The sequence below is a fragment of the Paenibacillus agricola genome (assembly GCF_011440305.1).
Classification (GTDB): domain Bacteria; phylum Bacillota; class Bacilli; order Paenibacillales; family NBRC-103111; genus Paenibacillus_S; species Paenibacillus_S agricola.
In genome coordinates this window covers 84,479-101,129 of the sequence record NZ_JAAOIW010000010.1, presented here as the reverse complement: position 1 = coordinate 101,129, position 16,651 = coordinate 84,479, and the positions used below count along the sequence as shown (strand labels likewise).

General features: G+C 47.4%; 13 protein-coding genes. 6 read left to right on the top strand and 7 right to left on the bottom strand.

From position 1 onward, the window contains the following. Positions 1-14 precede the first annotated feature (14 nt). From G9U52_RS24440 to G9U52_RS24425, 4 genes are all read left to right on the top strand, one after another. The gene (locus tag G9U52_RS24440; protein ID WP_243767530.1) at positions 15-1,580 is read left to right on the top strand and encodes an extracellular solute-binding protein; all 1,566 of its coding nucleotides are present in this window, start codon (positions 15-17) and stop codon (positions 1,578-1,580) included. A 49-nt stretch (positions 1,581-1,629) separates the two neighbouring features. Continuing rightward, entirely contained in the window at positions 1,630-2,244 is a 615-nt protein-coding gene (locus tag G9U52_RS24435; RefSeq protein WP_166153271.1) for an MBL fold metallo-hydrolase, read from the top strand. Positions 2,245-2,298: 54 nt separating this feature from the next. Continuing rightward, entirely contained in the window at positions 2,299-4,317 is a 2,019-nt protein-coding gene (locus G9U52_RS24430; protein ID WP_166153270.1) for an alpha-amylase family protein, read from the top strand. A 294-nt stretch (positions 4,318-4,611) separates the two neighbouring features. Next, positions 4,612-5,235: a hypothetical protein gene (locus G9U52_RS24425; protein ID WP_311764919.1), complete on the top strand. Its 624-nt coding sequence runs from the start codon at positions 4,612-4,614 to the stop codon at positions 5,233-5,235. A gap of 413 nt (positions 5,236-5,648) precedes the next feature. On the opposite strand, the gene G9U52_RS24420 is transcribed toward G9U52_RS24425, so the two are convergent. Together G9U52_RS24420 and G9U52_RS24415 are read right to left on the bottom strand one after the other, a co-directional pair. Further along, positions 5,649-6,965, bottom strand: a complete 1,317-nt coding sequence (locus G9U52_RS24420) for a deoxyguanosinetriphosphate triphosphohydrolase family protein (protein ID WP_166153417.1) — start codon at positions 6,963-6,965, stop codon at positions 5,649-5,651. A 260-nt stretch (positions 6,966-7,225) separates the two neighbouring features. Further along, on the bottom strand, positions 7,226-8,263 hold the full coding sequence (locus G9U52_RS24415; protein ID WP_166153269.1) for a LacI family DNA-binding transcriptional regulator: 1,038 nt from the start codon (positions 8,261-8,263) through the stop codon (positions 7,226-7,228). Positions 8,264-8,398: 135 nt separating this feature from the next. Here G9U52_RS24415 and G9U52_RS24410 point away from each other — a divergent pair, with 135 nt between their 5' ends. Next, positions 8,399-9,757, top strand: coding sequence for an FAD-dependent oxidoreductase (locus G9U52_RS24410; RefSeq protein ID WP_166153268.1), 1,359 nt, complete (start codon positions 8,399-8,401; stop codon positions 9,755-9,757). A gap of 204 nt (positions 9,758-9,961) precedes the next feature. On the opposite strand, the gene G9U52_RS24405 is transcribed toward G9U52_RS24410, so the two are convergent. Together G9U52_RS24405 and G9U52_RS24400 are read right to left on the bottom strand one after the other, a co-directional pair. Continuing rightward, complete coding sequence (locus G9U52_RS24405; protein WP_166153267.1) at positions 9,962-10,849, bottom strand: TerD family protein; 888 nt, start codon at positions 10,847-10,849, stop codon at positions 9,962-9,964. A 146-nt stretch (positions 10,850-10,995) separates the two neighbouring features. Further along, complete coding sequence (locus tag G9U52_RS24400; RefSeq protein WP_166153266.1) at positions 10,996-11,973, bottom strand: Gfo/Idh/MocA family protein; 978 nt, start codon at positions 11,971-11,973, stop codon at positions 10,996-10,998. Between the two features lie 119 nt (positions 11,974-12,092). Here G9U52_RS24400 and G9U52_RS24395 point away from each other — a divergent pair, with 119 nt between their 5' ends. Further along, complete coding sequence (locus G9U52_RS24395) at positions 12,093-12,680, top strand: hypothetical protein (protein WP_166153265.1); 588 nt, start codon at positions 12,093-12,095, stop codon at positions 12,678-12,680. 135 nt (positions 12,681-12,815) lie between these two features. On the opposite strand, the gene G9U52_RS24390 is transcribed toward G9U52_RS24395, so the two are convergent. The 3 genes from G9U52_RS24390 to sigI all read right to left on the bottom strand — a co-directional run bounded on the left by G9U52_RS24390 (position 12,816) and on the right by sigI (position 16,623). Beyond that, positions 12,816-13,832 carry an aldo/keto reductase gene (locus tag G9U52_RS24390; protein WP_166153264.1) on the bottom strand — a complete coding sequence of 339 codons (1,017 nt, stop codon included), beginning with the start codon at positions 13,830-13,832 and terminating at the stop codon, positions 12,816-12,818. Between the two features lie 189 nt (positions 13,833-14,021). Then, entirely contained in the window at positions 14,022-15,824 is a 1,803-nt protein-coding gene (locus G9U52_RS24385) for an anti-sigma-I factor RsgI family protein (RefSeq protein WP_166153263.1), read from the bottom strand. Beyond that, entirely contained in the window at positions 15,814-16,623 is an 810-nt protein-coding gene (sigI, locus tag G9U52_RS24380) for an RNA polymerase sigma factor SigI (protein WP_166153262.1), read from the bottom strand. The genes G9U52_RS24385 and sigI overlap by 11 nt, the downstream gene beginning before the upstream one ends. Positions 16,624-16,651 lie beyond the last annotated feature (28 nt).

Below are 16,651 nucleotides of genomic sequence, written 5' to 3'. Positions count from 1 at the left end.
GGGAGGTCTTTTATTTGAAAACCGCAACGACAACCACAACCAAAGCCACAAACAAAGTTAAAGCTGCACACAAAATGAAATACCAAGCAAGTGTTTACGCGGCGCTCTCCAGCCTGCTGCTTCTATCCGCCTGCTCCGGTGGAGGGGCTGCCCAAACGGGAACCGGGACGGCGGGTAATACGGCCAACCAAGGCAAGCCTACGGAAATCAGCATTATTACCGAGTTCCATACAACCGAACCTCCGGGAGCGGACAATCCGGTGCTGAAGGAATTTGAGAAGCGCACGAATACGAAGCTCAATATTATTTGGGTGTCGCCCAACAGCTGGACCGAAAAACAAAATGTCGTGCTCGCTTCCGGCGATATTCCCGATTTGATGAAAATATCCGATATTCGTAACCCACTGATGCAGCAAATGGTCAAGCAGGGCGCATTTTGGGATTTGACTCCTTTTCTTAAGGATTATAAAAATTTGATGGAATATCCCAAGACAGTGCTGGACAATACACGAATCAATGGCAAAAATTATATCCTCCCCTCTGTCCGGCCCTTGGAAGGCTCGTTTGTTCTCGGTGTGCGCAAGGATTGGCTGGAAAAACTGAATCTGAAAGCACCAACGACCACAGATGAAATGTTTGAGGTGATGAAAGCTTTTGTCAATAATGATCCCGACGGCAATGGCAAAAAAGACACAATTGGATACAATATGCGCGACCCAGGACTGTTTTTTGAAAATGTATTTAATAAAAGCAATGGAAAATGGAAGCTTGCCGATGGCAAGTTAGTGGATACCGTATTGGAGCCAGGGACGCGGGAGATGCTCGTTTGGTTAAACAAAGCGTATAAGGAAGGCTTAATTCCGCAGGATTTTATGGTGATGAAAACAACCCAGCTGGAGGAATTGGCAACCTCGAATAAAGCAGGCATTACTTCAGACGGTATGCTCGGCCTATGGCGGCAAATTGAAAATCCGATGAAAATTGATCCTAAAGCCGATTTTCTGGCGCTTACCTCTTTGAATGGCGTCACTACACAGTCTACAGGCTTTAATGGCTTATACCTGATTCCCAAATCGGTTCCTGAAGCCAAAGTGAAGAGAATTCTGGAGCTTATGGATTATGGAGCAACTGAAGAAGGCTTTAGCCTTGCTATTAATGGCATTAAGGATGTGCACTATAAGGAAGTTGATGGCTTTAAGGTTGGCACCAAGCAAGCAGATACCGACAGCATTTCCGTTAGCTCCTTTGGCAAAATCTTCGAGCGCAACGAGAAATATCTGTACGCTTATGCACCGGGCATGACGAAGGAAGTATTCGAGCGGAACAAAAAGATTCTCGATGAAAAATCCAAAATCAGCATTGCTGATGTTTCCGTAGGCCTGATCTCCGAAACCGATACGAAGGTCGGCGGCGAATATAAAAAGAAAGTCGACGATCTGAAGGTTAAGGTTATTATGGGCAAAGAGCCTATCGAAGCCTGGGATACGTATATCGCCACCCTAAAAGCAGAACCGGATTACCAAAAAATCATCACCGAAATGAACAAAGCTTACCAGGATCGAATTGCTGCTGCTAAATAAACAAGAGCAGAAAGCCAGCCTTTATAGGGCAGTTTGGAGGAGAAGCAACTTGCAAGCATACAACTACAAAGTATTAATCCAGGGTCAATTAAGCACCAATAAATACCGCTACCCCAATGAGAAAAAAGAGATCATTTGCTCAACTACGCTGATCGAAGGCAATGGCATTCGGATCATTGTGGATCCGGGCTGGCGCGATGAACCCCTGCTAGAGCAATTGAAGCAGGAGAATCTTACAACCGATCAAATCGATATTCTGTATTTGACCCATATGCATGCTGACCATATCCGTTCCTCGCGGCTGTTTCCCAATGCCAGGCTGCTGGCTCCTGCCAAGGAATTAGAAAATTGGAAGCATAAAATTTCCGAGGCAGACCGCGACATCTTGGAGCGTGCGGAGCCCGTCCAAGGCCAAATCTATGAAGATATCGCTATTATCGAAACACCTGGCCATACGATGGGGCACACGTCGGTCTTGTTTCAAAGCGATGGCAGAAGAATCCTGGTCGCTGCGGATGCCGTCTTGTGCATTGAATATTATGAGCACCGGGAGGTCCATGTCATATCGGAGGATATGGAGCTGGCCAAGCAAACGATTGACAGGATTAAAACGCTTGCAGATTTTATTATTCCCGGTCATGATGCGCCTTTTGAGGCATTTTAGCGATCCTAGGCGTACGTCGTTACCTATTCCTAATAGATTGGAGGAGCATCATTTATGGCATGGTGGGAACATAACAACCTGCGCTTGATTCAGAATAATCTTCGGGAAACCGATGCAAACCTTGATGTCGACCTTTTGATCGAGGAGCTAAATAAGCTCTCCACTAATGTGCTAATGATGAATGCTGGAGGCATCGTCGCATTTTATCCGACAGAGCTTGAATATCATTACAGGGCAGCCGGCCAAACCAAGGATTTACTCAAGGAAGCCATCACCAAGGCTCATGCGAACGGCATGAAATTTATTGCCCGCTTCGATTTCAGTAAAGCGCATGAAACTATTTTTGCCAAGCACCCGGAATGGTTTTACCGCACTAGAAAAGGCAAGGAGGTTAACTATCACGGCATCGTCCATACCTGCATTAACGGCTATTACCAAAGGGAATATTCGCTCCAAATGATTGACGAAGTGATTTCCAATTATGATGTGGACGGTATTTTCTTCAATATGTTCGGCTACCAAACACGCGATTATAGCGGGCATCATTATGGCATATGCTTTTGCGACAGCTGTAAAGCTGCCTTCCTTGAGTACTCCGGCTCGGAGTTACCTCTTACCGAGCAGTTAAACGACGCGGTGTTCCGCACCTACAAGCAATTCCAGGATGCTACAACCAAAACAATGCTGGATCGTATTCACACTCTAGTGCGTAGCAAAGGCAAGGATATTGCGATCTCCACCTATAATGAGCATAAGGTTGATATTGTACGCAAAGAATCGAACACAGATAAGGAGCGACCGCAGCCGGTCTGGCTATATTCGGCCTCTGAAAATGTCAAATCCTTGGAGGATTCCTGGGATGACAGGCTGATCAGCAACTGCTGCATCAATGCGATTGATTTGATCCACCGCTTTACTGGGGTATCCAAGTATGAGATGGGCATCCGCTTGAACGAAAGCCTGGCCAGCGGATCGGGGCTGGACTTCTGCATTATTGGCGTATTTGAGGACTACCCGGACAATGAGAATTTGACGACGGTCGCCGACATCTTCAAATACCATAAGGATAACGAAGCTTACTACGGCAAGTTCCTGTCGATGGCCGATGTCGCATTGATCAAGCCGGGCGGTCCTGCTGCCGGAAGCTCGAAGGAATACCATGGAATCTTCAAAATGCTCAAGGAGCAGCATATTCAATTTGATGTGCTCCATCAAAACAATTTGGTCCGTGCGTTGGCGAATCATGGCTTGACGCGCTACAAGGCTATCCTCATACCAAACACGGCCAGCTTGTCTGAGGAAGGGCTGCAAGTCCTAGAGGATGCTTATGCACAGGGCGTAAGCCTGATCAGCACCGGGTTATCCTTCACCGACAATGAAGCCGGACAATCATTCCTGCAGCGCGTATTTGATGTCAAAATCAACAATTCAAGCGTGCTTTCACGCGAGGCTGCTTATTTGAAAACAGAGGACAAGGCGCTTTTTCGCAGCTTTGCTGAGCGGGATTGGGTCTTTCTGGATGGCGCTTTTCCTGAGGTTACCTTTGGTACACAAACCATCAAGAAGCTCCCTTATGTAATCCCATCGACATTTGGCCCTCCCGAGCGTGCTTCCGGACATCGTATCAGCGACCATCGCTTTGGAGCTGGCATTCGCTCAGCGGCTGGTTCTTCCCATAAAGCCATATACCTGCCTTGGCTGCCTGGGGAACTCTATTACCAGCATGGCTTTGCTGACCATAAGCATATAATACTAGACCTGCTGGAGCATACGATCGGACAGCCGCAATTATTGACGAACGCCCCGCAAAATGTGGAAATCTTCCTGAATAAGCTGGATGAGTACACATATATTTTGCATTTGCTAAATGTGTCAGGCTTTAACGGTGTCACCTATTTTGAACCTCTTCCAGTCTATGACCTGAAAGTAACCATAAATGGAATTGGCTCGGCTACTGAATTAATAGCCTTAACCAACCGGACAGAGGCCGCTTTATCAGCAGAAAGCAGCAATAGCCTAACCATTGAGCTGCAGAAGCTCAGCGACTTCGCCGCTATCGTTATTAAAGTGTAACGGTAAAATAATAAGCAAAAGAGCCTTCTTATCCACTATTAATGTGGGGCGAAGGTTCTTTTATTTGTATGTCTATCCGTTCAAAATGGGAACCAAAATCATGAATTTGACTGTTGGGGCAGCCCTCCTTGCGTATAGCCGAGTAAACAGTTTTCGGAGTTTCGCTTATGGAACAGGCTTTGCTTGCAAATATTATAAGCCAGCATTGGGCATTCGCCCATAGCATATAGGCATCTGTTACATATATATAAGGCAGGATGGCATTAAGAAAGCGACTAAGGAGGATGCTGAACAATGGGTAAAAAACAATCAACTGGCAATAAACAGACGGCTTCGAGGGGTTTAAATCAAATGATACCAGGTGGCACTCCCCCTGGTTCCGGGCCTGGCAGCAATTTTCCGCCTGCCCCATTTCCTGGTGGTGCGGGCGGCTTTCCTGGTGGTGCGGGTGGCTTTCCTGGCGGTGGGGGCGGCTTTCCTGGTGGTGCGGGCGGCTTTCCGGGCGGCGGGGGCGGCTTTCCTGGTGGTGCGGGCGGCTTTCCGGGCGGCGGGGGCGGCTTTCCGCCAATGCCGTTTCCCGGGGGCGGGGGTGGCTTCCCCTCGGGTCCCCCACAAGGCGGTCCCGGTGGCGGTCCCGGTGGCCCCGGCGGTCCCCAATCGCCACCGCCCTCGTTTACGCCTCAGAAACCTGGCGGCGGTGGGGTTTCTGCCCTAGCGGTAGATCCGGGCAGCATCCGCCGCTGCATCAACCGCTATGTGTATATATGGCAAAATAATGGTGATTCCTACTGGATGTTTTTAACCCAGGTTGGTCGAAACTCCATCTCCGGCTTCCGTTGGTACGGCTATGGATCTCTTGGCTTTTGGCTATTTTTCGGCTTGGATATTCGCCGAGTAGAGCAGTTTACTTGCTTCTAGGCTCATTTGCGCCTTAATGGACGTAACATGCCACTCCATTACCTAATACGATGTAAAACATCGTATTAGGCGTACATATTCACCCCGACCTTGATTCGCCATCCCTTCTGATGCCACTCCTTCATTTGTTTACATGCGCTTGGCAATATTATAAGTATTAGTATTGGTACCCACTGGATGACTCCCCCCATTCCTTCATGAATCGATCTGTTTCTACTAAGCAAACAAAATTAAAAGAGCTGCTTCAATGCAGTATTCCAACGTAAATTTCACTACTTCCTTCTACTCCAACCAGGTTCCCTATTTTCTTTTTCGCTCAACGCCGACAAAAAAAAACACCGAACCCATATTCTTGGATTCGGTGCCGTATTATCTATTTTTGTTGTTAACAATTTTGCAGCAACAGGCAGGCGTTAATCCATTTCATAGATCGAGCCTGAGCGGCTGGCAAACAGCTCTGTGTACACTTTCTCGGCATAAGCATCCGTCATGCCTGATATATAGTCGGCCACCATCCGTGGCCAGCTCCATTTATGTTTATGCTGCTCATAGCTCTGCGTCCAGTCAGGCGGGATGATCATCCTCCCGGTTTCATACACCTTGAAGCTGTTCCACAGGCTTTGGATCATAATTTCACTGCGCTTTTGCAGCCGTTGGACGCGAAAATCCTTAATCAACGTTACCCAAGCTACCTTTTTCAAAATTTCCATCGTCCGCAGCAATTGCAAGTCCTCCTGGCCATCACGGACAAAGGTAACACGCTTCCAGCCTTTTTTGGGATCATCGATGATCCCTACCTGCTGGGCGAACCGGCTTACCCATCTCGCCTTCATTTCGCGCCGCGTACGCGACGATTCATGATTGCATTCGGCGTATATTTGCTCCCACTGGGTCAAATAGTCAGCTAATACCTGCTTGACCATCGCGTGCATATCCACCTGCTCCCAGCCCACCTCCACATTGCCTTGGTCGTCGACAATTTCCTGGATTAAGTTGTCCAGCAGCCTTTGATCCTCGAAAAAGGTTGGGTTCATCAATATTTTACCCGCCCGAATGCCATCTTCAATATCATGGGTGGAATAGGCGATATCATCACATAAGTCCATCAGCTGTGCTTCCAGCGTAGCGCAGCCCTTAGGCATCTCCCATGCCTCACGCAGGTAATTAATGCTTTCCCATTCCATCGCATATACACCTTTGATGCGTCCTGGGTCCTCTAAAGAATAAGGATATTTGTTGATGCCCAGCAGCACGGCCGCAGATAAATCCAAGCCGCTGCCACTGCCAGCCCGCTTCTCCAGAAACATCAAAATCCGGAAATTTTGGGCGTTGCCCTCATATGCCAACCCATGCTCCTCGGCTAGCAGCCGATTCAGTACTTCTTCTCCCTTATGGCCAAAGGGTGGATGCCCCAGATCGTGGGCGAGCGCTGCACACTCAACAACCGCTGGATCCAGCATCAGCCCCGGATGCACCTTATGGGCCAAAAACGCATACTCCTTCTGCATCCGCCGTGCCACTTCCCGTGCAATTTGTGATACCTCCAAGGAATGGGTCAATCTCGTCCTATAATAATCACCCGTGCCTGCACCAAATACTTGCGATTTGCCCTGCAAGCGCCGGAAAGCCGGGGATTGAATCAGACGTGCGTAGTCCTTTTCATATTCATCCCGTTCTTCACTGGACTGGATATGCTCGGTGTCAAATATCCGCATTTTACGTAAATCCATGCTCATCGCTCCAATCCGTCCCCACTCTATGTTTGGCACGAAAACGACGTTCCTCCAGGGAACGCCGTATCGATTTATGTCTATTCGAATCATAACGTAGTTTATGCAAAATGTCATCCAGATGTCAGCTTAGCTCTTGAAAATATCGATTTTGATCTGCAATCCCTCAGCCATAAGTGCTAAAACTAAAGCCGATGCACCTGCCAGCAGCTTGGCCAATCCTTAACATTCTCACCCATAAAAAAAAAGAGACCTGTGCTTTAGCGAGCTTGCTTTATCATCGTTTTCCCCCTTACAAAATCCCCCTTCAGCCGAATATGCTCATACGGCTGCTGCGGATTCGCGGCACGCCAGAGCATCCGGTCCGCAGCACGGTAACCCGTTTCCCTTATGAGCAGCGCAGGCCGATCCACAAGCGGCAGATGATCGATCGGCTCGTTCAGAAAACCAACTAAAGAGCAGCCCTCAGGAACCTTTGTCCACGATTGCAGCCGATAATAAACGGGGGCTACTTCCTCATCGATGCCACAAATTACTGCTGTTGGCTTATACTGCTCATATTTAACTGCAAAATCGTCCAGCCACGGCTCCCCAGCGTCTCTTCGCGCAACCGCATGCTCCTCCTCCGTCACCTGCACGCCAATTTCCTTCATCGCCTCACGAAATGCCTGCCACCGCAATATAAAGCCGCGCTGCAAATGAATATCACCCACATACATAATCCGCCGATGGCCTGCCCGGATAAGTGTACGCACCGCAATATACATCGCTTCGTACACATCCCAGACGACGCTGTCCACTTTAGCCTCAGGGGGCGGATAATTCAGCAAAATCCGCGGCAGCGGCAGCTCCAGCAGGCTCTCTTCCATAAAGCCGGGCAAGATCCGCGGCGCAATAAAGATACCGTCAGCGAAGCCTACGTCATGCAGCTCCAGCCAGCGGTGAAACACCGCAGGTGATGATGGCTCGGGCAGCAGCAGCGTGTCGATGCGGTGCCCGAATTCGGCGAACCGCTCATGCAGCCCGCGCAGCAGCAGCCGAAGGAAACCAAGCGATTGCTCGCTTTGCACGAGAATAAAGCGGCGTGTGAATACCGGATACGGCGCAATCCGCTCCTGTTCCAGCTGGCGAAGCTGGTCCTTCGTGCGGTAGCCGAGGCTTGCCGCTGTTTTGACGACGAGCCCCCTCGTTTCCTCCGACATTCCGGGATGCCCGCGCAGCGCTTTGGAGACCGTCTGGATCGTCAGTCCCAGCTCCTTTGCAATATGCAATAAGGTAATACTCTTTTTACGCGCCATCTATCTTTCGCCCTGCTTTCGGTTATCATTTTTTAAACTAAAGTTAAACTTAAATGAAAGCTAATATTTCTTTATAATAAAGCTTATCGTATTGATAGGAAAGCTATTTCATACCAAACAGGGAGATAACCAATCATGACTAACACCATCCAAAATAACCGCCTAGAGGCGGATATTGTTGTATGCGGAGGCGGACCTGCCGGCGTTTGTGCTGCGATTGCTGCAGGTAGAAGCGGCAAAAAAACCGTGCTGATTGAACGTTATGGTTTTGTCGGTGGCATGTCCACAGCAGCACTCGTTTATCCATGGATGACCTTCCATACCGTGGAAGGCAAGCAAGTGATTAAAGGAATCGGGCAAGAAATTATTGACCGTTTAATGGCACAAAATGCTTCCCCCGGACATTTGCGGGACACTGTTGGTTTCGTAAATACGATTACCCCTTACCATCCTGAGGTTTACAAAATTTTGGCGGTAGATATGCTGGAGGAGGCTGGAGTCAAGCTGCTGCTTCACAGCTTTGTCGACCATGTGCAGGTGAATGGCGACCAAATTGAAGCCGTTCATATTACGACGAAATCCGGCAAAATTGAAGTTGCGGCTAAAGTTTTCATTGATACGACCGGCGATGCCGATATTGCACATTTATCCGGCGCCCCGTGCCTAACCGGTCGTGACGAGGATGGTAAAACCCAACCGATGACGATGAAATTTCGGATGCGAGGCGTTAACCTGCCTAAGGTCAAGCAATATATGCTGGACCATCCAGACGAATTTTACAAAAAAACACCGTTCAGCGAGCTTGCCGATTTGCCCCTTTCCGGTGTTTGTGGCTTCTATAAGCATTGGAAGGAAGCCGACCTTCCCATCAACCGCGACCAGGTTTTGTTTTTCACAGGGCCTAATGATGATGAAGTCCTCGTCAATACGACACGGGTGCAAGGCTACAATGGCACCAATGTGGAGGATCTGACAGAAGCCGAAACCCTAGGCCGCAAGCAGGTGATGATGGTAGCCAACTTTATGATTGCCAACCTGCCAGGCTTCGAAAAAGCCTCCCTGTCCCAGGTCGGCGCACAAATCGGGGTTCGTGAATCCCGAAGAATAGATGGACAATATGCCTTGCAGGTAGACGATGTCATTGAAGGGCGTAAATTTTCCGATTGCATTGCCAGAAGCGGCTATCCAATTGATATTCATGACCCAGCTAATAAAACAGTTACAGCCGCTTGGGTACAAGGTGATGGTGCTTATGACATTCCGTATCGCTGCCTCCTGGCGAAGAAAATCACCAACCTGCTGACAGCTGGTCGTTGTATTTCCACGACACATGAAGCTTTGGCGACCACTAGATTGACACCAAGCTGTATGGCAACCGGCCAAGCGGCAGGCACTGCAGCAGGCATAGCAGTCCAGTATGGAGTTAACCCAGGTGATATCGACGTGCTAGAGCTGCAAAACAAGCTTCGGGCTGGTCATGCTGTATTGGATTAAATCGCTTTTATCTTCTTCAAACGCGTTATTAGTTAACAAAAGAAAATGGTTGGACTAAGGATATGGTATCCTAGGTCCAACCATTTTTTATTCCGGCTTTCTTGCTTACTTCCTCAACTATGGGCTGGAAGAGCGTGTACATATTCGAATCAGAGCATTGCAGCCCACCCAAGTTATTGGTCATGGGCCAGATCGGACTGCTGATTAAGCCCGTTTTGGTTGTGATGCAAACACCGAAGCTGCTGATTGCTGTGACGCAAATATAGAAGCAGTCGCAGGTTGCTTGGCAAATACAGAGTCCGACGGTTGCTGCGACGCAAACACAGAGGCTGTTGCTTGCTGCTTGGCAAACACCGAAGCGGGCTTCACACCTGCAGAAGCCGCCGCTGGTGCAGCGTTGCTAGCTGGTGCATTAGCGCTTGCAGGCGTGGCGGGCCTTGACGCCGCAGGACTGCTGGCTGGCGATGCAGCACCACCAGCGCTAGCCGCAGGCACGCCGCTTGCCGCTGCAGCAGGCCTTGGCGCTGGCGCAGCAGCGCTGGCTGCGGGCTCTGCGGGCTCTGCCTCCTCCTCGGCCACGCTGACTCCGTGAGCCTCGGCTAACGGCTGTAAGCCCCCGTTAAAGCCCTTGCCAATCGCGCGTACCTTCAGCCACGCTTGATGGCGGTACAATTCCAAGAAGACTAGTGACGTTTCGTCACCGGCTTCCTTAATTTCATAGACCACATCCGCTTGCGAGGTACGCGCCGTTATTTTGCAGCCTTTAATAGTCTTAAAGGTTCCGGGGCCATCCAAGGTTGCGGCAAATACGCATTTATTAATTTCCGTCGCCAGCAGCCCTTCCAGATTGATCGAAAATACCGCGCGATTGCCTGTTGTCCCTTTATATTCTACAAGAAAGCCAGGATCAGCTGGCTGGTTATAAAAAATAAAATATTCATCCGATGGCACCTTGCCACTCTCTCCAATTAAAAAACAGCTTACATCCAGATCCGCCGGGGAGTCTGTCCATTCTATCGTTACTTCCAGCATTTTTTCTTTGGCCAGTGGTGCGTTAGCTCCTGTAAGAAGAGTCGTTATGGGATTTGCCATGGGATCATTCCTCCATTTACGTCCGATTTTAGAAGCTTTACTCATCTATCATACAACAAAAGCTGGCTGACTCTCTACTTATGCCAAATGAAAAGCCACTTTTCCAACGGCAAAAGTGGCTCGACACCATGATCAGCGCTTAACTATTATGGCCGACTCAATCGCTCAACAAGTTCATGCGAAGGAAGCACCCGATCCGCACGAACAGAGCATAGCTCAGGTTGTTCCAAGCAGCTTAGGAAATGCTGGACGATTCCAGCAAAGCCACGGCGATCGAGAATGGTGTCCCAGCTGCCGAAGCCTATGGATTGTGGAGCAGCGGACTTTTGCGAGAGCACGGCTGCTTCCATATTGACCACTTCAGCAGAGCGGTAGGCACCATGAAGCTCCAGCTTTTCCAGATCAGCCCCTGCACGGCGTACCATGCTGAACTGGCCCATAGAACCTCCAGTTTTAGCTTCCACTCCGTCTTCTGTACGGCCTTCCAGTCTGTTATCCGCTTTAAAAACCAAGCTTCCAGCACCAACCAGCAATTTTCCAGCCTCATCTGAACGCTCGAAGTAATTCCCTACCTCATAATCCTCCCCACCTAGCCACAGCAATAAATCCAGCATATGGATCATATCGTCATAAAGAGTGTGCTTCGCGCTATGCGCCTGAAGCTTGGTTCGATGCTTATGCACGATACACATCTCGAAGCCTCCGGCTTCATCCAGCCATGCCCGGGCTTGGCTGTACATCGGCGCAAAGCGGCGGTTAAAGCCAACGGCTAGCAGCACTCCTTGCGCTTGCGCATAACGTGCCATGGCTTCCGATTCGCCAAGCTCATAAGAGAGTGGCTTGTCCACGTAAACAGCAATTCCTTTGTTCAAGCAAGCCATGACGACATCATAGTGGGTCTCTGTCGGACTGTGGATAAATACGGCATCCAGCTTCTTTTCAAGCAGCGCTTCGACCGTTTCAAAACGTCCGCTAATCCGATACTGGTCGGCAATCCGATTCACTGTAGCCGCTGTGCGGCTAGTAATTCCTGCAATTTCCACCTGCGGGTCGGCTGCTAACAATGGCAAATAAACCTTTTGTGCAATATCTCCTAGACCAATCAATCCAATCTTCTTTTTCATCAGGTGGCCTCCAGGTATTTTATAAATGTTTGCTTAACTTGTTGCCTCTCTTATGCTAAAATAGAAACACCCCGAAGAATATACACATTATACAATTCACATGGAGGAATGCTTGTCAGATGACAAATAAACAAAAATGGAGTTTAACAGGTGCTGTGTTTTTATTCGTAGCCCTACTTGGTTTGGCGTTGTTGTTCGAATCCGAGCTTTTTATATATGCAGCAAGTGCGATCCCGATTCTTATTGTAATAACATTGCCTGATATTCGGCAGAACCAATATTTGTATAGCGGAAAAAAAGCCAACAAAGCCAGCAATGTTCAATTCATTAAAGTTGCCAATGGTGGGGAACCGTTGCTTGTGATTTCCTTCCAGCCTGGTTTTGTTCGTTGGCACTGCAGGAAGCTGTACTTTGATTTAAATGATTTACAATTAGATTCCGTAGAAGTTTTGCCCTTGGCAGGGGATTCAGCTTCCTTATCGCTTCTCGCATTCGATTTGTGTCCCCACCCTCGCAAAGCAGGCTGGTTCGGAATCGATCTTGCCCAAATAGCAATGCGGACGACCAATCTTTCTTATACTACAGAGGAAGTCAGTCGTTTCGTCATTCAAATGAAGGACCTCGAAGAGATCTCCTTAATTATGGCGGTTGCTTCAAGCTCTCTCATTACTAATACTAGCAATAGCAGCAGCAGTATTTCCGCGTAATCTTTATGGATATCATCTACATGACAGAGAACCTAATCCATCACCATCTGAAATGCTGCCCGCCCATCTGTGGAGCGAGGCAGCATTTTTGTTGTTTATACATCTATAGTTTAGCAACATACGGTTACTCGACGTTTAGGCAAAATAAGAAGCAGACTCCATAACGACCTTCCGCATTGGCAGATGGTATGGACATTTCTCCTCGCATAGAGGCCGCTCCTTACAGGGCTCATAATCCGCACAGGACAGGATGTTACTTTTCTGCTTTTCATAAAATCCATCGCCTTTAGGCAGCAGGCCTAAGGTATTGCGGATTTGGCTGGAAATCATAATATCCGGTATCGTTACACCGATCGGACAAGAGCAATAATTACAGCGGCGGCAGTTGTGGCTTCCAAGCTCAACGGATAGCTGCTCCATTTCGAGTCGTTCCACATCGCCCACCTCTTGCTCGAAAGCGGCCAAATTTTGCTTCACCTCATCGACGCTGACCATCCCAGATATGGTTACATGTACATCCTGGCTGTAAGGATAACGGAGCGCTTTTTCCACCGGTTGAATAAAGCCGCCGGATAATGGCTTCATCGCTACCTTGGCCATGCCCAGCTTAGTTGCCATAGGGATCAGCTCTTTCAAGGCAAATGGCTGTGCCAAATTTAAGTGAAACAGGATTTGGTCAAATTGCCCTTTGCTGATCCACTTTGCCAGCAGCTCAGGTCTATGGCCAGTTATCCCAATATGGCGCACCTTGCCTTGGGCCTGCATCTCCAAAGCGGCCTCATAGGCGCCCCCATCCTGCATAGCTAGCTTATATTCACTCACATAATTCACATAGTGAATTTGCAATAGATCGATAACATCAGTGCGCAGCCTGACTAGGCTTCGTTCGATCTCTTCCTTGGCTTCCTGATAGCTTCTTTTATTCGTTTTCGTAGCCAAAAAGTATTCACCGCGGCGATGCGATATCGTTTCTCCGATAATCTCTTCACTATTGCGGTATGCCGCTGCTGTATCGATATAATTGATCCCATGGTCAAGTGCGTAGTTAAGCGTTTCTCTTGCCTGCTCAAGGGGAACCCCTGGCAAATTCATGGCACCGAAGCCTAGTGCGGATACCTCAAACCCCGTTTGGCCAAATAAGCTGTATCTCATTCCTGCGTTCCTCCGCTCCCATTTTGCTAACTACTTCAACTCTCCTAGTCTATCAAGCCTTAGTCCCCCTGATATTATAAAACAATGGCTCAAAAAAAAATAGCCTGTGCATGATATCGCACAAGCTACTTGCCTGGTCTCTTGCCAGCATTTCTTGCAGCATTTCTTGATCTCCAACCCCTATTTTCTTTATCTCTTACTGGTATCATCCTTTTTAGATTCCTCAGTCTTGGATGTGTCCCAGTCCTTCTTGCTATCGCTGTCTTTGCTGCGGTCATCTATTTTTTTGGAATCGGCTTTTTTCTTTTCTTCCTCAGCCAGCTTCTTTTTTTCTTCAAGCTTTTTTAATTCCTCTTGTTTCTTTACTTCTTCCTGTTTCTTTACTTCTTCCTGCTTCTTTACTTCTTCCAGTCTTTTCTGTTCAGCCAGCCGTTTGAATTCTTCAAGTCTTGATTCCACATCAGTCAGCTTTTTCTGGTCTTCTGGTTTTTTAATACCTTCTTGCTGCTTATCTGTTAACTTTTTATCATCATCTTTTTTCATATCTTCTGTCTTTTTGTCTTCTGTCTTCTTATCCTCTGCCTTCTTATCCTCTACTTTTTTATCTTCGTTTTTTTTATCATCATCCTTTTTTCTGTCATCGTCCTTATCGTCGTCCTTTTTAGTGTCAATTTGCTTGTTATCATTTTGTTTGCTATCGGTCTGGCGACCCGCGCCTGAATTTATAGTTGCTGGTTTTGTTGCGGACTGGATGGTAGAAGCTGAATTTATCGGTTTGTTGCTGGTTGTTGGAGAGGCTGTTTTCTTATCGTCTTTACGGTCATCCGTTTTTTCGTCTTTCTTGCTGCTATTCGAATTATTCGAGTTATTATTTGAGTTGTTAGAGCTATTATTTGAGTTGTTAGAGCTATTATTAGATTTGTTAGTAAGGTTATTGGAAGTGTCATTGCTTGAGCCAGAGGTTTTTTTCGGATCTTTATTACTGCTATTGTTGTTATTCGTATTGTTATTGTCATTTTTCTCATTGTTTTTAGCTAATTGTTCTTTTTTCTTCTCGTCCAGCCTCTTATCCAATTCTCCCGATTTTTCATCCTGAATCAATTGTCTAATCGATTCTTTGGTGGGAGCTTGTTTAGGCATGCGAACTACGGATTTATTATCTGCGTTTTCCTTCGTATTTTCTTTGGAGCTATCCTTAGTGACTTCTTTGCCGCTTTCCTTGGCGTTTACTTTTTCGTTTTCCATGGCCGTCTCTTTTACGAACTGGTGGATCGACTCTTTTTTCAAATCTTCAACGGTTATCGCGATCCCATTACTTTTGGCATTCAAATACACCGAGTATTTTCCCATTGAAACACCGCTCTTATTAGCTTCCTCCCTAATTTCCTGTGGAGCGGCAAAAGATTCTACTTGATAAGCATGAACTTGCTCGGGATGTGCCTGTTTAATATGCTCGGTTACCTGTTGAAGCATCTTTTCGGCAATTTTCGTATCGTTTACAGCACTTTTCTCTGTCACGACAGAGCTTGCGATGACAATATCGCCTTCGCCTTTAGCCAATGATTTTTCTTCCGCTTTGTTTAAGAGGGAAGCCGTGACATTCTCCAAAGATTTTCCTTTAAAAGCCAATTGATCAATAAGCTCGTTTCCATCATTATTTAAGCCGCGGAGCTCTAGAACCTGTTCATTCTCATCGATCCCCATTTCAATAGAAGGATTAATGTCGAGCGATATATAAGCAACGACTTCGGAGTGCCCGATCTTGCCTGCAAAGCTAGCCATCACTACAAGGCAGAAAACAACTGCCGCCACCAAAGCGGAGCGGGCAGCTATCGACGGACCCGTCCATTTCATTCTGGTATCGGCGTAAATAATTTCTTCACCTATTTGGCAAGAACGCTTTTGGCGAGAGATTTTATCAAACCTGCCATCTTCCCGCATAACGATAATATTCTTGTCCGTCAACTCCATCACGATGCCTTTATTCATCATGCTCTCCCCCTTCATTAGATTCCTCTTTGATATGCAAGTAATCACGGAGGTATGGATACGAGCCACTATATATTAATGCCACAGCAATAATGAATTTGCGGTTTCTTTCCAAGGTTTTGCGCGAAACTTTTACTACATCCAGCAATTCTTTGATGGGCAGCATCCGCTTTGAAACCATCGTTTGCATAAACCCCTCATTCTCTGACAACAGCTTGCTAATCGCAAACAAAGCTTGTCTTGAGTCATCATGCTTAGGTGACGCCTCCACCAAATCCGAAAAACGAATCCCATAATCGGCCAAATACCGATTTAAATCCATAATTTCACTGGCCCGCTCCTCCATGCCTTTTTGTTTTTCGTATTGCTCAATTGCCTGATGGATTTCTACCGGGTTGATAACATTATCTTCCTCGTCCTCTACATCAAACATACTATAGGGCAATTGCTGCGAAAACCGCTGTTCCTTACGAACATAGTCAATGAGCCGTCGTCGAATAACCTGCTCAGAGAAGCCTAGAAAGGAGCGGCCCGATTCTGCTGAAAATTGGTTAATAGCTTCATTAAATGCTGCCAATGCAATGCTAAACTCATCATCTCTGGCAGGATCTACATAACGCTTGCAAAAACGGCTCGTTACCTTTGCCACATAAGGCTGGTAATCGGTAATAAATTGGTTTCGTAGCTTTAAATTACCCTTTTGAATTTGAATGACCAATGTTTCAGGAGGTATCGTTTCTGTGGAACCCGGGTGGGAAGTCTGACGTTTTCCAAGAAATTTCTTAAATAAAACGAGCAGCAATCTGTTCCACCTCACACGCTATATATTT

What these genes read in the sequence shown, in the direction of transcription:
- G9U52_RS24430 (WP_166153270.1), top strand. Translation starts at nt 2,299, where the DNA reads ATGGCATGGTGGGAACATAACAACCTGCGCTTGATTCAGAATAATCTT.
- G9U52_RS24415 (WP_166153269.1), bottom strand. Translation starts at nt 8,263, where the DNA reads ATGGCGCGTAAAAAGAGTATTACCTTATTGCATATTGCAAAGGAGCTG.
- G9U52_RS24400 (WP_166153266.1), bottom strand. Translation starts at nt 11,973, where the DNA reads ATGAAAAAGAAGATTGGATTGATTGGTCTAGGAGATATTGCACAAAAG.
- G9U52_RS24385 (WP_166153263.1), bottom strand. Translation starts at nt 15,824, where the DNA reads ATGATGAATAAAGGCATCGTGATGGAGTTGACGGACAAGAATATTATC.
- G9U52_RS24390 (WP_166153264.1), bottom strand. Translation starts at nt 13,832, where the DNA reads ATGAGATACAGCTTATTTGGCCAAACGGGGTTTGAGGTATCCGCACTA.
- G9U52_RS24395 (WP_166153265.1), top strand. Translation starts at nt 12,093, where the DNA reads ATGACAAATAAACAAAAATGGAGTTTAACAGGTGCTGTGTTTTTATTC.
- G9U52_RS24420 (WP_166153417.1), bottom strand. Translation starts at nt 6,965, where the DNA reads ATGGATTTACGTAAAATGCGGATATTTGACACCGAGCATATCCAGTCC.
- G9U52_RS24405 (WP_166153267.1), bottom strand. Translation starts at nt 10,849, where the DNA reads ATGGCAAATCCCATAACGACTCTTCTTACAGGAGCTAACGCACCACTG.
- G9U52_RS24425 (WP_311764919.1), top strand. Translation starts at nt 4,612, where the DNA reads ATGGGTAAAAAACAATCAACTGGCAATAAACAGACGGCTTCGAGGGGT.
- G9U52_RS24410 (WP_166153268.1), top strand. Translation starts at nt 8,399, where the DNA reads ATGACTAACACCATCCAAAATAACCGCCTAGAGGCGGATATTGTTGTA.